This is a genomic window from Shewanella pneumatophori, from assembly GCF_023283895.1.
Taxonomy (GTDB): Bacteria; Pseudomonadota; Gammaproteobacteria; order Enterobacterales; family Shewanellaceae; genus Shewanella; species Shewanella pneumatophori.
In genome coordinates this window covers 20,445-40,886 of record NZ_JAKILB010000005.1, presented here as the reverse complement: position 1 = coordinate 40,886, position 20,442 = coordinate 20,445, and the positions used below count along the sequence as shown (strand labels likewise).

Annotated in this window: 17 protein-coding genes and 1 riboswitch; of the genes, 6 read left to right on the top strand and 11 right to left on the bottom strand. The window is 44.0% G+C overall.

Translation table 11 applies throughout. The features are described from left to right. Nucleotides 1-20 precede the first annotated feature (20 nt). The gene (locus L2740_RS08965) at nt 21-1,010 is read left to right on the top strand and encodes a GlxA family transcriptional regulator (protein WP_338056248.1); all 990 of its coding nucleotides are present in this window, start codon (nt 21-23) and stop codon (nt 1,008-1,010) included. 171 nt (nt 1,011-1,181) lie between these two features. On the opposite strand, the gene L2740_RS08960 is transcribed toward L2740_RS08965, so the two are convergent. Both L2740_RS08960 and rarD read right to left on the bottom strand, forming a co-directional pair. Next, nucleotides 1,182-2,024, bottom strand: a complete 843-nt coding sequence (locus L2740_RS08960; RefSeq protein WP_248949739.1) for a nucleotidyltransferase domain-containing protein — start codon at nt 2,022-2,024, stop codon at nt 1,182-1,184. Nucleotides 2,025-2,281: 257 nt separating this feature from the next. Further along, nucleotides 2,282-3,214, bottom strand: a complete 933-nt coding sequence (gene rarD / locus L2740_RS08955) for an EamA family transporter RarD (protein WP_248949737.1) — start codon at nt 3,212-3,214, stop codon at nt 2,282-2,284. Between the two features lie 314 nt (nt 3,215-3,528). Further along, nucleotides 3,529-3,642: riboswitch (cyclic di-GMP riboswitch) on the top strand. Nucleotides 3,643-3,757: 115 nt separating this feature from the next. Between rarD and gbpA the strand changes: the two genes are divergently transcribed. Together gbpA and L2740_RS08945 are read left to right on the top strand one after the other, a co-directional pair. Further along, nucleotides 3,758-5,218, top strand: coding sequence for an N-acetylglucosamine-binding protein GbpA (gbpA, locus tag L2740_RS08950; protein WP_248949735.1), 1,461 nt, complete (start codon nt 3,758-3,760; stop codon nt 5,216-5,218). Nucleotides 5,219-5,434: 216 nt separating this feature from the next. Then, entirely contained in the window at nt 5,435-5,863 is a 429-nt protein-coding gene (locus tag L2740_RS08945) for a hypothetical protein (RefSeq protein WP_248949733.1), read from the top strand. 133 nt (nt 5,864-5,996) lie between these two features. Here the strand turns inward: L2740_RS08945 and L2740_RS08940 are convergent, their stop codons facing one another. From L2740_RS08940 to L2740_RS08920, 5 genes are all read right to left on the bottom strand, one after another. Further along, entirely contained in the window at nt 5,997-6,407 is a 411-nt protein-coding gene (locus L2740_RS08940) for an NUDIX hydrolase (protein WP_248949732.1), read from the bottom strand. Nucleotides 6,408-6,409: 2 nt separating this feature from the next. Beyond that, a complete protein-coding gene (locus tag L2740_RS08935) occupies nt 6,410-6,946 on the bottom strand; it encodes a hypothetical protein (RefSeq protein ID WP_248949730.1) in 537 nt (178 codons plus the stop codon). 61 nt (nt 6,947-7,007) lie between these two features. Continuing rightward, the gene (locus L2740_RS08930) at nt 7,008-7,646 is read right to left on the bottom strand and encodes a hypothetical protein (RefSeq protein ID WP_248949728.1); all 639 of its coding nucleotides are present in this window, start codon (nt 7,644-7,646) and stop codon (nt 7,008-7,010) included. 552 nt (nt 7,647-8,198) lie between these two features. Further along, nucleotides 8,199-9,458 (bottom strand): amino acid permease, encoded by a 1,260-nt coding sequence (locus tag L2740_RS08925; RefSeq protein WP_248950135.1) that lies wholly within the window; start codon nt 9,456-9,458, stop codon nt 8,199-8,201. Between the two features lie 946 nt (nt 9,459-10,404). Next, nucleotides 10,405-11,715, bottom strand: coding sequence for an L-cysteine desulfidase family protein (locus tag L2740_RS08920; RefSeq protein ID WP_248949727.1), 1,311 nt, complete (start codon nt 11,713-11,715; stop codon nt 10,405-10,407). A gap of 208 nt (nt 11,716-11,923) precedes the next feature. On the opposite strand from L2740_RS08920, the gene L2740_RS08915 reads away from it, so the two are divergent. Continuing rightward, nucleotides 11,924-12,403: an Lrp/AsnC family transcriptional regulator gene (locus L2740_RS08915; RefSeq protein WP_220759172.1), complete on the top strand. Its 480-nt coding sequence runs from the start codon at nt 11,924-11,926 to the stop codon at nt 12,401-12,403. Between the two features lie 84 nt (nt 12,404-12,487). Here L2740_RS08915 and recJ read toward each other — a convergent pair whose 3' ends face one another. The 4 genes from recJ to brnQ all read right to left on the bottom strand — a co-directional run bounded on the left by recJ (nt 12,488) and on the right by brnQ (nt 17,762). Then, entirely contained in the window at nt 12,488-14,212 is a 1,725-nt protein-coding gene (gene recJ / locus L2740_RS08910; RefSeq protein ID WP_248949725.1) for a single-stranded-DNA-specific exonuclease RecJ, read from the bottom strand. A gap of 107 nt (nt 14,213-14,319) precedes the next feature. Then, nucleotides 14,320-15,045, bottom strand: coding sequence for a bifunctional protein-disulfide isomerase/oxidoreductase DsbC (gene dsbC, locus L2740_RS08905; RefSeq protein ID WP_248949724.1), 726 nt, complete (start codon nt 15,043-15,045; stop codon nt 14,320-14,322). 299 nt (nt 15,046-15,344) lie between these two features. After that, complete coding sequence (gene xerD / locus L2740_RS08900; RefSeq protein ID WP_248949723.1) at nt 15,345-16,247, bottom strand: site-specific tyrosine recombinase XerD; 903 nt, start codon at nt 16,245-16,247, stop codon at nt 15,345-15,347. A gap of 171 nt (nt 16,248-16,418) precedes the next feature. Beyond that, nucleotides 16,419-17,762 carry a branched-chain amino acid transport system II carrier protein gene (gene brnQ, locus L2740_RS08895; RefSeq protein ID WP_248949721.1) on the bottom strand — a complete coding sequence of 448 codons (1,344 nt, stop codon included), beginning with the start codon at nt 17,760-17,762 and terminating at the stop codon, nt 16,419-16,421. A 518-nt stretch (nt 17,763-18,280) separates the two neighbouring features. On the opposite strand from brnQ, the gene L2740_RS08890 reads away from it, so the two are divergent. Both L2740_RS08890 and srmB read left to right on the top strand, forming a co-directional pair. Continuing rightward, the gene (locus tag L2740_RS08890; RefSeq protein ID WP_248949720.1) at nt 18,281-19,006 is read left to right on the top strand and encodes a tRNA1(Val) (adenine(37)-N6)-methyltransferase; all 726 of its coding nucleotides are present in this window, start codon (nt 18,281-18,283) and stop codon (nt 19,004-19,006) included. Nucleotides 19,007-19,082: 76 nt separating this feature from the next. Then, nucleotides 19,083-20,309 carry an ATP-dependent RNA helicase SrmB gene (srmB, locus tag L2740_RS08885; protein WP_248469957.1) on the top strand — a complete coding sequence of 409 codons (1,227 nt, stop codon included), beginning with the start codon at nt 19,083-19,085 and terminating at the stop codon, nt 20,307-20,309. Nucleotides 20,310-20,442 lie beyond the last annotated feature (133 nt).

Below are 20,442 nucleotides of genomic sequence, written 5' to 3'. Positions count from 1 at the left end.
ACCCAGTAAAGCCACCCGACGTGCGTTTTTTACTACTGCCGTTACCGGAATTTAGCATGCTGCCTTTTGCAGGCTTTCTCGATAAATTGCGCTTCTCAGCCGATGAAGAAGACTACAGCAAACAGCAATACTGTAGCTGGCAGATCATCGCCCCAACGCCTTGTCATCAGCAATCGAGTAATGGAGTGTCGATAGAAGTGACTAGCACCATTGCAGATATTGAGCTGACTGATTTCGATTACTTAGTGGTATTTGGCGGCCGCAGTGCCCGTAGTTGTCAGCAATTACCGCAGCAATATCACCATATATTGCACGCGGTGGCTGCCAAAGGGGTAACACTTGTCAGCATAGATAACGGCTGTTTTTTGCTTGCTGAAGCAGGCCTACTGAAACAGCACAAAGTTGCGGTACATTGGCGCCATGTACAAGAATTTCGCGCCGCTTACCCAAGTATTGAGGTCGCCAGCGAGCAACTGTTTTGCATTGATAACAAACGCATTAGCTGCGCAGGCGGTAATGCGGCCATTGATCTTGCTGTAGAGTTATTGGCTCGGCACTGTGGCCGCACTAAAGCACTTAAAGGCTTAGCTGATATGCTGGTTGATGAGGCAAGAGAGCAGCGCCATCAACTAAAATCGCTTAATGCCAATATTCAAATCAACAACACAGCCAGCCGTCATGTTGGCCGTGCAATCAGTTTGATGCGTCAACAACTTGCAAGCACTGACACCATAGACGTTCTAGCACTGAAACTGGCCATTAGTCGGCGGCAACTCGACAGATTATTCAAAGATAATTTTAGCCAAACTGCTCGAGAATACTGGGCTGAAATGCGCCTGCAGCATATTCATTGGCGTCTGATAAATTCAGACCATAGCTTGCAGCACTTGGCCGATGAGGTCGCTATTAGTGATGTCAGTTATCTGTGCAAAGTATTTCGTAAACGCTTTGGCACTAGCCCCCATGCACTGCGTAGATCCAAGTTAATCGCTCGCGCGAATAGCAATTGATAGCACTGCTAGCGTTAGCTGATTGATTTGAGTAAGTTAAGAGAGTGGTGTGAACTAGCATCAATATCCGCAACCAGCGCACAAACAAAAGAGCCAGCAATAAATTTACTGGCTCGTTCAGGTTTATAACTGTGTTATAAAAACAGCTACTGCTCAATATAACTCAACAGATTAATTAGCGAACTCTGCGTTAAAGTAATCAATACACAGCTTTTCAGCTTGAGTGTTAACGACCACCTGCGATGGTTCTCTAAGCTCAAGATATAGATCTATGCATTGCTGCAACGCCTTGATCAATGAAGATTTTTCTGGACTCACAATTGTAAGTGACAGCTGTTTAGCAAAATCAGGTAAACGCTGCTCAATCTTTCTTACTCCTGATGGAGTTAAGCCCTGCTTTTGCAGCGCTAGAGGCGACAACACATTGCTACGAAGGAAAGAGAGAAACTCGGTCGCTTCAAAGTACTCTCCGCGGGCAATTTTGCAGGTACCGTAATGCACCCAAGTCCAAAACCTGTCTTCAATCCACTGCGGTTCTGGTTGCGGATAGGCAAAAGCCGCACTTGCCAAAACAGCTGATAAACGCTCACCTCGCTGCCATAGAACTTGAGTATCATCAACGCGTTGAGCTGCATCAGGCAAAGCAACAAACTTATAGTCCACATGCAGAGCATGCGGCTCGTATAAGGCAATAATCAACCTTGGTTCACCCACATGCTCGCCAGTAAAGGCTGCGACCTTACCGCTAATTTTTGCCACGAGTTCAAGGCGTTCAAGCATAACTTGGTTTAGATATTCGGGTTCCACTGCGATAACTAAATCTAAATCACTATATTTATCCATAGAGTCAGATGCATAAGAGCCACTAGCGCCTATGCCTACTATACGAGGATCTTTGGAAAACACCTTGATGATCTGTTCAAGAAGCTGTTGGTGAGTTGCAGGAAGCGTACTTGGAAAAGTCATAGGCACGCCATCTTCATTAACAGTCGATACTGAGAGAGAATCTTTCATATTTTACCTATCGGAGTCGATGTGAAAACTGCAATAACAGTTAGTGCGGTAAAATTAACGCAGCATTCCAATGTAGGTTAAAGCTACGATAGTTTCAATCACTCGGGATGGGTTATCAAGCAGGTTGTGCTTTAGCTCACAACTAAGTCAACGCTGGTAAATTGTAAGCTGAATTGAAAGCTAAATCTAAAAACTAAATAAAAATTCAAACACAAAGTCGCTAGATCCGGTGCGAACCAAATCTAGCCACTGCACACTTAAACTGGCGCTTTAGTCTTTTTACGTAACTTTGGCAGTGCTTCTAATGAGCACAGCAACAAACCAGTCCAAATTAACGCAAAGCTTACCGCTTTGACTTGGTCAAAGTGCTCGTTAAACACTAATACCGCCAGTAGAAACTGCAGGCTAGGCTCAACGTATTGCATCAAACCAATCATCGACAAACTGGTTGCTCTAATAGCTAGCGCGAAGAACACTAAAGGCATTAGCGTCACAGGTGCAGAGCCGATATACAGCAGCAAAGTCGATAGCTCACCAGACATGGCAGATGAGATCACCACACTCTGATCTGAGCCCCACAGCCATATTAGATAAAGAGCCGCAACAGGCATTAACAGTAATGCTTCAACCGTTACTGAGGTTAATGAATCAAAGCGGATAAACTTTTTGCACAAACCATACAGTGCAAAGAAACTGCCCATACTGAGTGCCAACCACGGCAACTCGCCATAGCTATAGACCATATAACTAATACCACAGGTGCCTAGCACCACCGCCATCTTTTGTGCATTAGACAATTTATCGCCCAGAAACAGCACCCCGAGGGCAATAGCAAATAATGGATTGATGAAAAAACCTAAACTGGCCGCCAAAACTTGGCCGTGGGTCATAGCCCAAGTAAAGCTATACCAAGACACGCACATGATAAGCGATGCTAAGCCACACAAGAGTACCGACTTTTTATCCGCTTTTAACATCGCCAGCGACGGCATTTTGCGGCCCAACAGCACAAAGACTAATGCCATAAACGGCACTGAAAACAAAATTCTAAACGCCAGTAATTCGTTAATATCCGCATTAGGCAGAAATTGATAATACAGCGGCATTAAGCCCCAAAGTAAAAATGAGAACGCAGCAAGCGCATTGCCTTGAAACGAAGACGAGGCAGTGATCGCAGTATTGGATTGCATAGGGATCTTACAGGTGTGGATTAAAAATTAGAGGGCGCTATTGTCGCATTTGCCTAGCAATAAAAGCGTGATATTGCTCACTTCACGTTATCGATATCTTTCACTGCTATTGATTTAATTCCCGTTAATTTCAAACCCAGCAAAAGCATTTTTCGAGTGGCAAATCACATAAGTAACGGCTAGCAAAGATACTTTAATCAGCATTCTATTGAGTGAAAAACGTTTAATCGCATAATAAACAAACAGGTAAATAACCAACTGCTCAAAAATACGCTTCCTCCTGACAGCTTTTTAGGTTAAATTCCGCTAGCTCAATCACATTTCGGCAAACCATTTGAAAGAATGGGACGCAAAGCTTCCGGTCTGTCGGCGCAGAGAGTTGTCATTTATCCATGATTAACTGTGCCTATGATAGCGGGGTTGCCACTAAATAAATCGGACTTGTCACCAAGGTATTGCGCCTAGGCAAAGTCCGGCTGCTTTTTAGTGCTCAGCATGCGCCGAGGTGTGGCATTAATTTGTCAACCATATATAGGACATGTGATGAAATCATTCCCAAAAAAATCGTTAATCGCACTCGCATTAACCAGTCTTAGCTCAGGTGTTTTGGCACATGGCTATGTATCGACTTACAGCGACGGTGTGGCAGCAAGCCGTGTCGCACTGTGTAAATTTCCAACCACAGATACCAATCAAAAAAATAGCAATTGTGGTGCGATTCAATATGAGCCACAAAGCGTAGAAGGCCCAGACGGATTCCCAGAAGCTGGGCCGCTAGATGGTAAAATTGCCAGCGCTCAATCAGCGCTCGCAACCGCATTAGACGAGCAAACTGCAGATCGTTGGGTACAAAATCCAATTCAGTCTGGTACCCAGACCTTTGAATGGACGTTCACTGCAAACCACGTTACCCACGACTGGAAATACTACATCACCAAGCCTGACTGGAACCCGAATCAGTCTTTGTCACGTGACTCATTCGATTTAACACCTTTTTGTGTAATTGAAGGCAATATGGTGCAGCCGCCTAAACAAGTCAGCCACAACTGTGTTGTGCCTGAGCGTGAAGGCTACCAAGTGATCTTAGCGGTTTGGGATGTGGGTGATACAGCAGCGTCATTCTATAACGTGATTGACGTAAAGTTTGATGGTGAAGGCCCTGTAGTGCCTGACTGGTCTCAAGGCGGACAAATCAACCCGACACTTGATTTGAATGTTGGCGACTCAGTTTACACCCGCGTATTTGACCAAGCAGGTGAGAACTTAGCCTACCGCACAGAATTGACCATTAACGATGCAAATATGGGTCAAGCGAAAAACTGGACTCATGCGCTAGCCAGTAAACTGAACCAAGAGCAAACAAAACTACAAGCAGGCCAATTTACCGAGGGTAAATTTACACCTGTTTACGGCGCGAACCCGGTTTACATCAAAGCTGGCAGCGGCCTTGAACGCGTAGAAGTGGGTTACAACATTGAAACGCCTGAGCCAGAATACTCGCTAACCGTTGATGGTCTAGAACAGACATACACCATCACCAGCGAGCCAATAGTACTTGATTTAACCCTAACAGCACAAGGTGATGTCAGCACAGAGCTGACGGTTTACAACCATCACCGTGAGCCATTAGCCAGCTGGACTGGCAAGATGTATGACGGCCAAAATGAAGCGGTATCGTTAGTGCTAAGCAAATCAGAAGCTGGTCACCATATGCTAGTGACTCGTATTAAAGATGAAGACGGCAAGTTAGTTGATCAGCAAACTTTAGATTTTCATCTAGAAGATGAAGCTGTAACGCCACCAGCTGGTGATTATGACTTTGTGTTCCCACAAGGGCTAGCAAGCTACACAGCAGGCACTAAAGTACTAGCGAGTGACGGCAGCGTTTACCAATGTAAACCTTTCCCATACTCAGGCTACTGCATGCAGTGGACAGCTACAGCAACTCAGTACCAGCCAGCAACCGGTTCACACTGGCAAATGGCTTGGGATAAGCTGAACTAATCCCCGCCATAAGCACAAACACTATGAGTAACAAGCCTCAGTCAACGACTGGGGCTTTTTTATATTTATAAAAGTTATAAATAGCCTCATTGCCCGACATTTATGTTGATGCTAAGTTACTTATCCTTTTTTATAAAAGGCTGCTTCTAAAGCAGGTACATGGAAGGTTTTAATTAATACCAATCAGTATTAAAAAATCACTAAAAGGAGTACACAGTGAAACAGATTCTAGGCGGTGTCATCATAGCGCTAGCAACTTTAATATCCGCCCAGGTAAGCGCGCATACATTTGAAGGCAACTGGTATTTTGTTGAGGGAGAATACAAAAAACCAGACGGCACCATTCTTAAAGCCGACAACAGCAGCTTAGTCGCGGTAAAATCAATTAAAGGCAATATCTTCTCGCTAACCAACACCGAGGATGGCGTGTTTTTAGGATATCTTGCAGGTGACTTTTTAGTAGATGGCGACAACTACACAGAAGCGGTAAAAACCGGCACTCGCGCTAAACATCATGGCAAAAACTACCACTTTAAAGGCTGGCTAGAAACTCGTCAGGAGCAAGGTAAAACCGTCACTTACTGGCACCATGAAGGCGAAGTGGAAGGTATTAAAGAATACGAAGTGTGGCGTAAGCTGTTCTAGCCTATTCGCCGCGAGAGATAATATATTTAATCAGAGCAAGCTAAAGCCATTAGCTTGCTCTATTAACGCATTTTGCCAAGCACTTGAGTTAACTCTTGCAGCTAACTCAGCTTGCTGTTGACTCACCTTGCCGTTAAGCAGTCTTACTATTTAGAAGCTGTTGCGACTCAAGCCAGTCCATAGCCACTAACGCCGCCAACGAGCATACCGCTTCATCATTCATATCAACAAATTCAAGCTGCTCAATTTCAGCATCAGGCTGTAACTCACCGCTGAAATCAGCAAAGTAGCAGGTCAATTTAACCGACACGCCCTCAGCCTTACCATCCGCCTGCGCAGTAAAAGTATTCATATACTTAATGCTACTTAGCTTAAGATCGACAGACAGCTCCTCTTTAATCTCACGCATCAGAGCCTGTTCATCACTCTCACCCGCCTCACGCTTACCACCCGGCAGATAAAACAACTCTTTACCTTTAGAGCGCACCGCCAACAACTTGCCATCTCGAATCAACACCCAAGCAAGCTTATCAATCACTTTCATTATTATTTACCTTTAAGTTGGTAGTAGCGTGTTTCGTGATAGGCATCAGGCGAAACAGCCAGCTCTTCAATATCATCAACACAGTCAAAATCTAGTTTAAAGCCATTAGCAATAGCAGCTCTTTTTATTCTCGCTAGCACTTCATCGTCGTAGGTATAAAGATGTAACGCCTCAAACAGAGTCGTCCCACAAAGTGAGAAGCGACCATCACTGCTATACAGCACCAATGGACTGTCTTTAATTGCAGTGTTTTCAGGGCCGCGCCAATAACCAAGGTATTCGCCATTAGGAAATTCAGCCACAAATGAAATCAATGCAAATGTGTCATCAATCGCTTGCACATTAGCAGCAATATCAGGGTCAGCCAAATCTTTCTCTGATAGATAGCTTTTATCAGCCCAAGGCTGCCAATCAGCTTGGTCGTTAAACTCAACTTCCACCTCTGATAACAGTGGCAGGAAGTGCTTAACCAGAAAAGCTAAATCCTCCGGACACTTCTCACCAGCCAACCTAAATTTCGATATGTTCTTAATATTCAACAATAACTCCTTGAGGGGTAGCGCTTAAATCAGCATTCGCGAAGCAAACATATAAACTTTTTTATAAATAACACTTCCCACCAAACACATAGTTAAAGCTTCTTACCTCTTCTTTACTTGCTTTGCCCTCAAAAGCAGTGTCACCAACAATAGATTTCATTCTGTGGCTAATTGGTGAGTATTTTTGAATCCAGTAACCTTGCTCAAGGTCAGCCATCCAAGCTGTGTCATCTCTATCGGAGGGTACTTCAGATACTAAATTTATATAATATCTAACGGAGTTAGTAAGTATTGCGATGGTATGCAATAAAGCTAGAATAGCTTGCTTTACATCATTTGTTGCTTCTACCTCTTCGTTTGATATAGAAATTATTACTTCTCTGAGAGGTCGTCCAAAATACGCTTCCCCTAACTGTTTATTGTAAAATGGGGCGTTTAGTCTAGATTCCAATTGTCCATCGAGCCTTGTAAGAGTTTCTCTTATGAGCATCAACTTCTGCTGATGTGCATTTGCAGAGAAACTTATATAAACGAAGTAGCCTGACAAAATTGCAGCAATTGGAGTGAAAAAGCCACCTATGTATGACCCCAAGTTCGCCCACTGTTGGCTGTCTTCGCTAAAGCCAATATTTCCTTTCAAGTACATCACGCAAAAATAGACTAAGAGCATAAGAAAATATGCTACTGCGACAATAATCATTGAAACTCTAAACTTCCGCAAATTCACTCCTTGATTTATAACTGCTTATCAAATAACGAGAACAATATAATACATTGTTTTAATAAGGTATAAGATGGGATCATAGAAACGCTAATACTCGCTAAAAAAACCATCCCACCTCCTTTAAATACAGTCAAAATAGAAGGCTAAGAACTAAACCTACAGAAAACACCGATTCCCCATCGAAGTTGCCGAAGTACGTTGAAGAAATAGCCGTGATGCCCACACGGATGTGGGCATAGCTTTCGCGGGACAGGCCGTTCCTTGGCATCCATGCCATCACGGCATTTGTGAATCCATTCACATCAGACATCCCATCGGAAGCGTTAGGTTATTTCGAATAAGTACGAGGGAGACAACTTAGTCGGGGCGGCTGGGACTCTTTATAAAAGAAATGGTCAAGAAGGGGAAGCTGTTGTCCCCCTCTTGCCAGGGTGTGGGATGGAATCCCACGACGTTAGTTGTTAGACGCAGTCTAACTTAAGCTTCAAAAATTAAATTAAATCACTAATCCGTGATTAACCAAATCAATTACATAAAGGCTAACAACGGTGAAATACACAACAAAACACCCGTCACAATAATCAGGTTAGTCGCCCAACCTTTGTACTTGTTCAAGTGCGGTACTTTGTATACCAAGTAAGCTGGGATCAAACAGCCCACCAAACCAAAAATTGGGCTACAAACAGAAGTGAACGACAGGATTGGCGCATTCAACGCAATCGCCGACCAAGCCAGTAAAATAATAAATACAGTGATGAGTTTGTTCACTAATTCTTTATTGATATCAGACTCTTTACGGCTACGCAGCAAGATGTTCATTGCAATGCCACGACAGGCTTCTTGGAAGGCTAAGAACACACCGAAGAAAGAAGTGACTACCGCAAAGATGTTGATCACGATACCGGTGACTGTCGCCCAACTCCCCGGGAAGTACTGCGCAATAATCGCCAACGCAGAGATGTTCTGATTCATCGCATCAGTCGCTTGCTCTTGGCTGATAGCAAAGGTGAATGATACCGCGAAGAAAAACACCACCACAAAAAGAATAGCAAAGGCAATTTTCATTGCTCGCTCAGCCTTGAAGCGCGCCACTTCAATCGACTTTTCATGTGAACGATAGGAGATCACCATAGGGCTTAACGACTGGATAAACAGAATTGAAGTTAAGGTAAATGGCAGGGTAATAATGGCATTTTTCAGCATTGGGCCAAATTCACCCATGCTTGGAATATTAGCCATATCCCAACGCGCCATCAGCAATACGCCCATTACCGCAACTAATGTCAGTACTGTTACCGCCATAAAACCTGATAGTTTAAACAGTAACTTTTCGCCTTTTGAGCCGATAAAGGCCAATAAGCAAATTAGACCTAGACCATAGAATACATTGTCACTTAGTTTGCCCTCAGTCACGCCAAATGAATGCAGGTAAGAGGCGCTATCGTTGGTCACGGCTAACGAATAAACCAGCACCCAAATAACTAACATCAAGAAGTAAAGTACACCGAGTGCGATGCCCCAGTTTTTACCTAGGTAGTTTTCAATTACGCCTGGGTAGTCAGTACACTTTTTTGATTCAGCTAAGGTATTGATGAATAACTTTTGGAACAGATACATGGCTGGGTAACCGATGATGGATGACAGTAAAAATACCCACAGTCCCATCACACCAACTTGCACAGGCAAAAATACAATACCGGCACCAATCGCCATACCAATACTCATCACAATCCAACCGATATCGACACTGTCGAATTTAGTCGCTTGTTGCCATTCGGCTTTGGTCATATTGGCGCGTTCGTGTAGGGGTTTCGCTTGCAAGTCACCACTTGGTGCGCCTTGAACTACTTCACTCATATATCAATTCCATTAAATTTGGCTAGAGCCACTGATATGATAAAAATTATAATTATGCTTATGAGAACACATGGTTTTATAGCGTTAGCTTGGCCTGAGCATACCCAAGGATGGAGAGAATTTTTTTATTTAAAATGCCATCAAACAAGGTAGATTTAGCAAAACATGCTCTCAATTCAGTGATTTTTTCAGATGATTTATCCGTAATGATCCAGATCAAGAGTTAATCACTTTTAACCGGCCAATAGTTTGATGCCCTTCACCTTATTAGTCATTAATCTTCAGCTTATAAAAACGCAAAAACGTGACTAATTTCAATATTTTAGATTTTAACTTAGAGAGGTCTCGCGCACATTTTGCGAATTAAAGTGATAACCACTGCTAAACCAAATCTATGTGTGAGCAATATCACCCGTTCATTAGCAATGACAAATAAGCATAAAAATCAAGCTTATAGTGCATTTCTTAGCTAGGCTACCTAAAGCTACTTCAAGCCCGCTTATTAGCTGCGGGAACAGATGGAGATGCCCGATGCTAAGTGCTCACTGTCAGATGCTAGGTAATCGCTGTTAGATAAAACAGGTTTTAGAGCTAAAACACATGGATGAACCTGCTTTGGATGAGTTTGCTATAGCAAGTACACAAGATAGGAAGATAAACAAACTGAGACAAAAGAGAAAACTTTGCTAGCAATAGCCTTAATAATGGTTAGCTTTATCTACGGCTTTATAACTATAGAAACTAAAAAGCCAAATCGATGTTTGTTAAGACTTAACTCCTGATTGAGATAAGCTCATAATCAACACCAATTTGGCTTAAATTGATAATCTGCTACATGCAAAACGCTTTATAAAAAGGCGTTATCCAACACAGATACTTACTTGTGCATCATGATTTCTAAAATCTGCACATCGGTTTGTGTCATCGAGCCATTAGCTAAGCTTGCTAAATTACGAATGGTTTGGTCAACATCGTCAGCAACAATACCCTCTGTGCCTGTGACGCGGATGCCATCAATTGCCATTAAAGCCGCTTTTACTGCAGCGCCTGCAGATGAAGATACCTTCATGGCACAAGCAGTTTTAGCACCATCACAAATAACCCCACTAACATCGCCAATCATGCTACAAATAGCAGCACTGACTTGCTCGATTTCACCGTCAAGCAAATAGGTGATCCCTGCAGCTGAGCCCATGGCTGCAGTCGTTGCGCCGCATAGCGCTGAAAGCTTATTTTGATAGCTTTTAATGTAGATAGCAGTTAAATGCGACAACATTAATGCGCGGATAGTTTGCTCTTCGCTCGACTTTAGAAAATCTGCGCTGACAACAACCGGCATAGTAGCTGCAATACCTTGGTTACCTGAACCAGAGTTACTCATAGCTGGCATCATAGCGCCGTCCATACGCGCGTCAGATGCACCGGCTGTACGAGTTAACACTTCAGTTAATAAGCCGCCAGACAATAAGCCTCTTTCTTGGTTCTTAATGAAAGTCGCGCCAATTTTTAGGCCGTAATCACCGGTTAGCCCTTCATTCGATAAGGCGTCGTTGAGCGTTTTTGACTGCAGAATAAAGCGGATGTCGGCTAACGGAGCATGTATCGAAAAGTCATAAATATCTTGCAGTTTAGCTTCGATAAAGGGATCGGCTTTAGCGCTGTCTTGAACGACCTCTTGCTTTGGCTCAGCTAAACATTGCTGACCATTTTTTTCAATTGCCACAACCTTGGTGTGGCTATCGGCAATGGTTACGCTAGCCGTTTGTTGTTGATAGTAAACAATGACCTTGGCGTACAAGACATTAGCGACATCGGCAACACCAACGGTCACTTGGTTGTTATCCAGCATCAATTTGGCGATTTGAACATCGCTAGCGGTCAGGCCTTTTAGCACCTCAAGACCCGCATCACGATCACCTGCAACCGCGCCGATGGCGGCAGCAATTGGCAGACCAACCATACCAGTGCCTGGGATCCCAACACCCATGCCGTTTTTCATTAAGTTTGCAGAGACACTGACGTCAATCTTGATGTCTGATGAAACCATGCTGGCTTGCTCTTTTATCCCTAGCTCATCAATAGCAATTGCAGCAGCCAATGCCACTGAAATTGGTTCTGTACAGCCTAGGGCTGGAACGACATCGCGTTTTACTGCTTCAAGAAATAAAGGCCATAAGTGTTGTTTCATCGTTTTACTCACTTCTAGTAATCGACACTACTTTAAATAACGTCATTGCAATCTTTAATTCATTGTAATGGATTAGCCGAAGAATTATTTTTCCATTTTTTCTACAAACTAAGCAGTAAAGAGAAATATTTTCTACTAAAGTGATAGAGTAAGTTATATAGGCGCTAAAATAAGCAATAACAGATAATCTCAAAAAGGAATGGAACTTGTGGTTGAAAAAGTAAAACTAGATAAAGTCGACCGACAGCTGCTCACCATGCTGCAGCACGATGTCACCTTATCGCTTAACGAGTTAGCCAAAGCCGTTAATTTAACCACTACGCCATGTTGGAAACGCTTAAAGCGCTTAGAAGAAGAAGGCGTGATCAACAAGCGAGTCGCCCTACTCGACCCCAGCAAAATTGGCGTTGATTTCACCGCATTCGTACAGGTTAAGACTTGCGACCATTCTCACGCGTGGTATGAAACCTTTATTGAGGCCGTATACGCCATGCCTGAAGTCATGGAGTTTTACCGCATGGCTGGGGAATATGATTATATGATGCGGGTACAAGTGGAAGACATGGCAGCTTTTGACCATTTTTATAAGCGCTTGGTTAATCAAGTGGCAGGCCTCACCAATGTCACTTCAACCTTTGCCATGGAGTCATTAAAGTTCAGCACAGTGTTGCCGCTAAAACCTGCCTAATACCAATTATCAATGTTATTTGGGACAGGACAAAGCCATAAAAAAGGATGCAATCAATGCATCCTTGTTATACCAATTTATAACCTACTTTGGCTCTATCTGTTCAACCATCAATTGTAGACTTTGATTACCTCTAAACTCGTTTACATCGAGTTTATACACAACCTGCGCATATTGAATCGTGGCATCGGGCCAGGTCTTCAAGTCCACATTAAAGGCGATAGCATCGAGCATTACCCGGCCGCACTCTGTTTCTAAAATCAGCTTTAGGTGCTTCTCGCCGACAATGCGTTGCTGGATAACTCTGAAGTAACCATCAAACAAGGGCTCGGGGAATGACTGCCCCCAAGGGCCTGCGTTTCTTAGCTCGCTAGCAAGTTCAAGTTTGAACTGCTCAGGTACTAGCTCACCATCAGACACTAGCTCGCCGGTTAATAGCTCTGGCGCTAACACTTCGCGTACCGCTTTATCGTAAGCCTCGGCAAACACAGCAAACTGGCCAGCTTGAATCGATAAGCCCGCCGCCATTGCATGACCACCAAACTTTAAAATCAATCCCGGATGGCGGCTGTTAATCAGCTCTAACAGATCACGCATATGCAAACCTTTAATAGAGCGCGCTGAGCCTTTAATTTCGCCCTCACCCGCTTCAGCAAAAGCGATCACTGGGCGGTGATATTTGTCTTTAATCCGTGAGGCTAAAATACCAATCACCCCTTGATGCCAATCAGCTTGATAAATGGCAATGCCCCAAGGCAATTCGGCTTCATTAAGCTCGATACTCTCAAGACTTTTTAGCGCTTCTTGCTGCATATCCGCTTCAAGATCACGTCGCTCAGCGTTTAAGCCATCAAGTTCTGATGCCATGCGTCTTGCTAGCATGATGTCGTCACACAGCAGGGTTTCTACCCCCAGTGCCATTTCGTCAAGGCGACCTGCGGCGTTAAGTCTTGGCCCCACAGCAAAACCAAAGTCTGAGGCTACAATCCGTGACGGTGTGCGTTTGGCCACTTCTAGCAGCGCGGTTATACCCACGCGGCAGCGACCTGCTTTGACTCGCTGCAAACCAGCCTCAACTAAAATACGGTTATTGGTATCAAGCGATACCACATCGGCCACAGTGCCTAGGGCAACAATATCTAAAAGCTGACCAAGATTAGGCTCGTTGATATTTTGTAATTGATACCAGTTGCGCGATCTTAGCTCAGCTCGAAGCGCTGACATCAAGTAAAACGCTACGCCAACACCGGCAATCGACTTACTGGCGAAGCCGCAGCCATCTTGGTTCGGATTCACAATCGCGTCAGCATCCGGCAATGTATGGCCCGGTAAGTGATGGTCAGTGATCACAACCGTCATGCCCAGCGCTTTGGCCGCTGCAACCCCTTCAATAGATGAAATGCCGTTATCAACTGTGATCAGTAGCTCTGCATGCTTGCTCGCCGCCACAGCTACAATTTCAGGACTTAACCCATATCCATAATCAAAACGGTTGGGAATTAAGTAATCCACCTTTTGTGCGCCCATCATCCGCAGTGCCAATACACACACGCTGGTTGATGTAGCACCATCGGCGTCAAAGTCCCCCATGATAAGAATGGCTTTTTGCGCTTCAATGCCATCGGCAATAATTTTGGCAGCCTTATCTAGCCCCGCCATGGTATCTGGACGTAGCAACTTAGCTAAGCTCAACTCGCAATCATCAGGACTTACACCACGGCTGGCGTAGATCTGCTTTAAGATCGGCGAAAAGGTATCGGGAAGGTGGCTATCATCGACTCTTGGGCGGCGAACAATCTGATGGATCACGTGAGATTAAACCCTCAAAATTAAAAACAGTATTAGCATAACAAGACTGCCGAAAAAGGGGCACAAAAAAGGTGAGCCTTGCTCACCTTTTTTACCACTGGCTAATATTAAAGCTGTGATTGAATTGTACGTAGTAGCGCTTCTGGTGGCTGGTAACCAGGAATTAGCGTACCGTCTTCAAGAATAATAGCTGGTGTACCGTTAATACCAAACGTTTGCCCTAGCTCATATTGCTGTTTAATTTTAGCGTCACACGAGGCTTTCTGAACCGCTCTGCCATTTTTAGCATCGCCCATGGCTTTTAATGGGTCTTTAGCGCACCATACTGATTCCATTTCATCAGCATTTGCAGACGGCACACCCGCGCGCGGGAACGCTAGATAACGTACAGTAATGCCTAGATCGTTATAACCGTCCATTTCATTGTGCAGTTTACGGCAGTAACCACAGCTTACATCAGTGAAAATAGTCACTACATGCTTTTCGTTTTTCGCTTTGTAAACCAACATGTTTTCTTCAAGCGGCTTCATCATGTCAACACGAGGGCCTGCCATTGCAGCTTCAGTTAGGTTCTTCATTCCTTTGTTTAGATCATAAAGATTGCCGTGGAATAGCTTTGAACCATCTTTAGTAATATAAAGCACACCACGATCGGTAAAGGCTTCATATAACTCAGATACAGGCGATGGCTTAATGGAGATCACTTCTACGCTCAACGTATCACTTAGCTTTTGCTTTAGTGCTGCGGTGTCGTCGCTACTGTTTGATGCTGCGCTAGCTGCTGGGGCAATTAACATTGCCATTAGCAAAGAAAATGTTCGAGTGAACTTCATTTGTATTCCTACTCTTTTGTAAGGGTCAGACTTATGGGTATATAGACCTAGTTTGGAGCTGAAAAGTTACAGACTCCATGCAGTTAAAGCAAATTATTTGCTGTAACTAAATCATTCAGACGTGAAACCCATCAAATATTTATCTAGAACAGAGCCTAAACGCCCTTTGCTCGGTTGGCTATTCAACAAAGTTAAAGCGGGTAATCAATTCCATTTAACCGCAGAAAAAAGCCACCAGCTAACGCCTGTGGCTAAAACCAATCAGTATAAAACGAGACAACTAATACCAATCAATATAACTAACCGCGAGGGTGATGCTCGCTATGCAAGCTTGAAAGCCTTGCTGTCGCAACATGGGTATAAATTTGCGTGGTCGAAAGATCGCTATGCCCCAATAACAACTGCACCACCCGCAGATCAGCGCCATGATTTAATAAATGTGTGGCAAATGCATGGCGTAATGTATGTGGCGACAACTCTTTGCTGATCCCAGCTCGTAATGCATAAAGCTTAATACGATGCCAGAAGGTCTGCCGCGTCATTTGCTGCGCTCGTTTAGAGGGGAACAGCACATCACTTTGCTTACCTTTTAATAGCTCAGCGCGAGCAAACTTTAGATATGTTTCAAGCTCAGTGACCGCTAACTCACCCAGTGGCACTAACCTTTCTTTACCGCCTTTACCAGTAATACGCACCAAACCTTGGCGCAAACTCACTTGCTCCATAGTTAGGCCTACAAGCTCAGAAACCCGCAGCCCTGTGGCATAAAGTAGCTCAAGCATGGCTTTATCGCGGCACTCTAGCGGGTCGTCATCAACTGGCTCTGCCAGTAATCGGTCAATATCGTCTTCGCTAAGTGAGTCAGGCAGTTTACGGGCAAGCTTGGGTGACTCGATTAACGCCATAGGGTCGGTTTCAATCTGTTTTTTGACTACCAAGTAGCCATAAAAACGCCTAAGGCTACTCATCATCCTTGCGCTGCTAGTTTTAGCACTGCCTTTGTCAAAACGCTCGGCGAGATAGTCTCTGATCTCTAATTGATCACAAGTGCGCAGTTCACCACCTTTATGCTGCACATACCGGTCTAAATGGCGTAAGTCAGTGCGATAGGCACTTAAGGTGTTGTCACTTAAGCCCTTAGTTGACCAAAGATCATCTAAGAAAATATCAATGATGCTATCGGGCGTGTACTTATCTGACACTTCTCATTCCTATTTACTATATAAAGAAGGACCTAGAACCTGCTTTTCCTAGCCCCTTCTTCTAAACCTGCTTTAAACAAAAAGGCGATGATTCAATGAATCATCGCCTCAATATTATGCCATTGCGTTGTGGTTCGCTATCTTAACAGCGTACCGCTAGCGCTAAGTGACTTAACTAGCAGCTACTGGCTGACTTGGCTTTTTTGCCATTAGACAAGCAATAATCACGATAGCCGTTGGTAGTAACCACGCCATGCCTTCGTTATGCAGTGGCATAAAGTTAAAGAAGCTTACATCAACTTTAGCGGCTTTAAAGCCATCAACAATACCAAAGAACAGAGCCACGCTTACGACTAAACGGTGTGCCATTTTCGGGTGTGCAAAACGTTCAGTTAAGAAAGTTACCGCAACCAATGCAATCGCAACAGGGTAAACAGTCATAAGTACAGGAACACTAATGTCGATTAGCTGCGCCAAACCTACGTTAGCAACGGTTGCACAAACAACGCTTACTAATACTACAAAACGACGGTATGAAATCTTTGGAGCAAGCTCGTTAAAGTATTCACCACAAGCACTGATTAGACCAACAGATGTGGTTAAACAAGCAAGCGTTACCACTGATGACAACAAGATCATGCCACTCGCGCCAAACTTAGCAATTACGTAATTAGTTAAAATTACGCCACCATTTTCAGCGCCTGCAGCTAAATCGCCTGCTGTAGCACCTAGGAAAAATAGTGAGATATAAACAAACGCTAGACCCGCAGCAGCGATTAAAGCAGCCTTGATCAGATACTTAGTTTGCGCAGCAGGTTCGCTAATACCTTTCTTACGTAGAATATCGATAATTAGAATACCGAAAATTAACGAAGCTAAGGTGTCCATGGTGTTGTAACCTTCCAAGATACCTTTTGTTAGCGGGTTAGTTTGGTAGTCGCCAACTGCAGCGCCAATGTCACTACCTGGGATCACAATCACAGAGATTGCTAGACCAACTAATAACAAAATTAGGATTGGTGTTAGTACTTTACCAACGCTATCTAGAAGCTTGCCAGGGAATAGAGCAAGCACCATTGAAAGGCCGAAAAATCCTAACGTATAAAATAGTTGAGTGATATTAAACGTTAAGCCAGCAATCATAAATGTGGCTGTAGTGTCTTCTAGAAAAGGTTTAAAACCGACTTCATAAGCAACTAGGCCAGTTCTTGGTGCCGCAAATGCAGGCCCTATAATAATGAAGATCGACACTGCTAATGCAGTTGCAGCGATGGGAGGCAGCAGTTGCATAATTTTGCCGTTCGCTTTAGCGACAGCAATAAGAGTGATCAGTGGTAAACCGACAGCTGTAATTAAAAAGCCAAACATGGCAAGAGTGATGTTTTCACCAGCTAAAAAGCCAGCCAAAGGCGGGAAAATTAGGTTACCTGCGCCCAAAAAGAACGCGAAGGTCATAAACCCTAACCCTAACGTATCTGCGATACTCAACTGATTGTTTTGCACTTTATTCCCCATCTAGATTTTATTTAGTTAACTATTTAATGCCATCACGCCTCAGCGGCACCACATTAGGATGACAACAAAAATGTGTAATTATTACTTTACATGGTTCCGTGGTAAATACGGCCGATTCTTGGCGAGTTTTTGAACAGCAGCGGAAGATACTAACGCTAAAATTGCTTGAAAACTGGTTTACCGTCTCTAAAACTGGGCTTTTACCCAGCAAAGAGGGGCATACTATTAGCAGAGTAAAACCTAATAAACAAGCAAGCATGCGGAATAAAGCGCGATCTCGATACAAGGCGCAACCATGTATTAACAATGCATTTTCATAACTTACATTCACCCTATTAGCCCACACAACACGACACATCTGCTTTAATAGCCAGCAAGCACTATAAAGCTAGTAACCACTTACCATCAGCAAGATAAAATCTACGGCTAATAGTTAACAATTTCTGATAATTTGCTAATTTCAGCCTCGGCTTGTTTAGCGTACAATTACGCGAATTTCTCTAATAAACCTCTTCTAGATGCCTTTTACTTTTAAACGTTTTCATATCGACGATAGTCGCTGCGGTATGCCAGTTAGCACTGACGGTGTATTACTTGGTGCGTGGGCACCACTGGCTAAGGCGAAAAGTATTTTAGATATTGGCGCGGGTAGTGGCCTACTCAGCCTAATGGCCGCACAGCGTAGCGAAGCCTGTATTACTGCTGTAGAGCTTGATCCATTAGCGGCTGCAGATTGCTTAAATAACTTTAGTGCTAGCCCTTGGTCTGCACGTTTAGCGATAGTGTGCACAGACATAGCGAGTTATAGCGCAGCCCAACTTGGGGCTAACTCACCTCGATTTGAGCATATCATCTGCAACCCACCTTATTTTGCTAATGGGCCGCAGTCAGATAACAGCGCCAGAGCCACCGCTAGACATACTAACAGCTTGAGCTTTGACACTTTATTAGAGTGCATCAAAACCTTATTGGCCGACAATGGAGCTGCTAGTGTAATTTTGCCTAGTGAGTCAGTAGCACAACTTGAAGCTAGACTTGAGCACAACCAGCTTGCGCTAAAAGGCAAACTGTTAGCCGCAAGCGTTGAGGGCAAAGTGGCCAATCGGCAGATCTTACTGCTCAGTCACGTATCAAGCACATTTGAGGTGCAAAGCTTTGAACAACAGCTGACTATCCGCCAGAAAAACGGCCAGTACAGCGATGAATTTATCCAACTTAGTCAGGATTTTTATTTAAAGCTCTAGATGCAGCGATCTAATCGTTTAAAGTCTCTGCTATAAGCTTTATAATGTCCGGCTATTATTTATTGAGATGCCACGCATGCAATTTGAAGATCTCCAGCTTGACCCTTGTTTGTTAGAGTCACTGAAAGCAATGGGCCACAACAAGCCCACTACGATACAACAGCAAACAATCCCAGTCGCTATGGAGCAAAGAGATATCTTAGCTCGCGCGCCTACGGGCACGGGTAAAACAGCAAGCTTCCTTCTGCCTGCGTTGCAACACCTTATCGACTTTCCACGTCGATACGGCGGCCGCGCGCGCGTATTAATTTTAACGCCGACCCGTGAGCTTGCTAGCCAAATACACCGTTATGCGAGCCACCTTGCAACAGGTTTAGGCCTAGACACAGTGATTATCACTGGTGGTGTTCCTTATGGTCCACAAGAAGAAGCGCTACAGAAGAACGTTGATATCTTAGTTGCTACGCCAGGCCGCTTAATGGAGTACCTAGATAAAGGTCACTTCAACGCTGAAGAAGTAGAAGTGCTTGTTATCGACGAAGCTGACCGCATGCTAGACATGGGTTTTTCTGCCGTAGTTGAAAGCATTGCTATCGAATCTGTTGGCCGTAAACAAACTATGTTGTTCTCTGCCACCCTTGAAGGCAGTGACGTGGGTCGTTTCTCACACAATCTACTCACTAACCCAGTTAAGTTAGAAGCTGAAGCGCCACGCAGCGAAAAAGCTAAGATCCATCAGTGGATCCACTTAGCCGATGACAAAGCGCATAAGTTTGCCTTGCTAGCAGCACTGTTAAAGCAAGAAGAAGTACAACGTACTATCGTCTTCGTTAAGACCCGTGAAGCCGTAGCAAGTCTTGAAGGCCTGTTACAAAAAGAAGGTATTCCTTGTGCCTTTATGCGTGGCGATATGGAGCAGAAAGCGCGTTTCCAAGCGCTAGGTCGCTTTACCAAAGGTGAAGTAAACATCTTATTAGCGACTGACGTTGCAGCACGTGGTATCGACATTGACGGTATTACTCACGTGATCAACTTTGATATGCCTCGCTCTGCTGACACTTATGTACACCGTATTGGCCGTACTGGTCGTGCTGGCGCTAAAGGTACTGCAATTTCGTTAGTTGAAGCACACGATATTCGCGTAGTGGGTAAGATTGAGCGTTATATCGGTCAGCCACTGAAGCGTCGCTTCGTTAAAGATCTACGTCCAAAGAACAAAGAAGCTAAGCCACCAGGAAAGAAAAAAGCCGGTCCTGAAGGCAAAAACTTCAGCAAAAAGAACAAAAAGAAAAAGAAGAAGTAAAATCGCTTCCTCTATTCTTTAGCAGCAATACGCAAAGGGTCACAGTGATGTGACCCTTTTTTATATCTATTCGTTAGCTCGCGATATATTTTCTTGCAAGACCCTACAATTAGAAACATTTCATTTACAAATA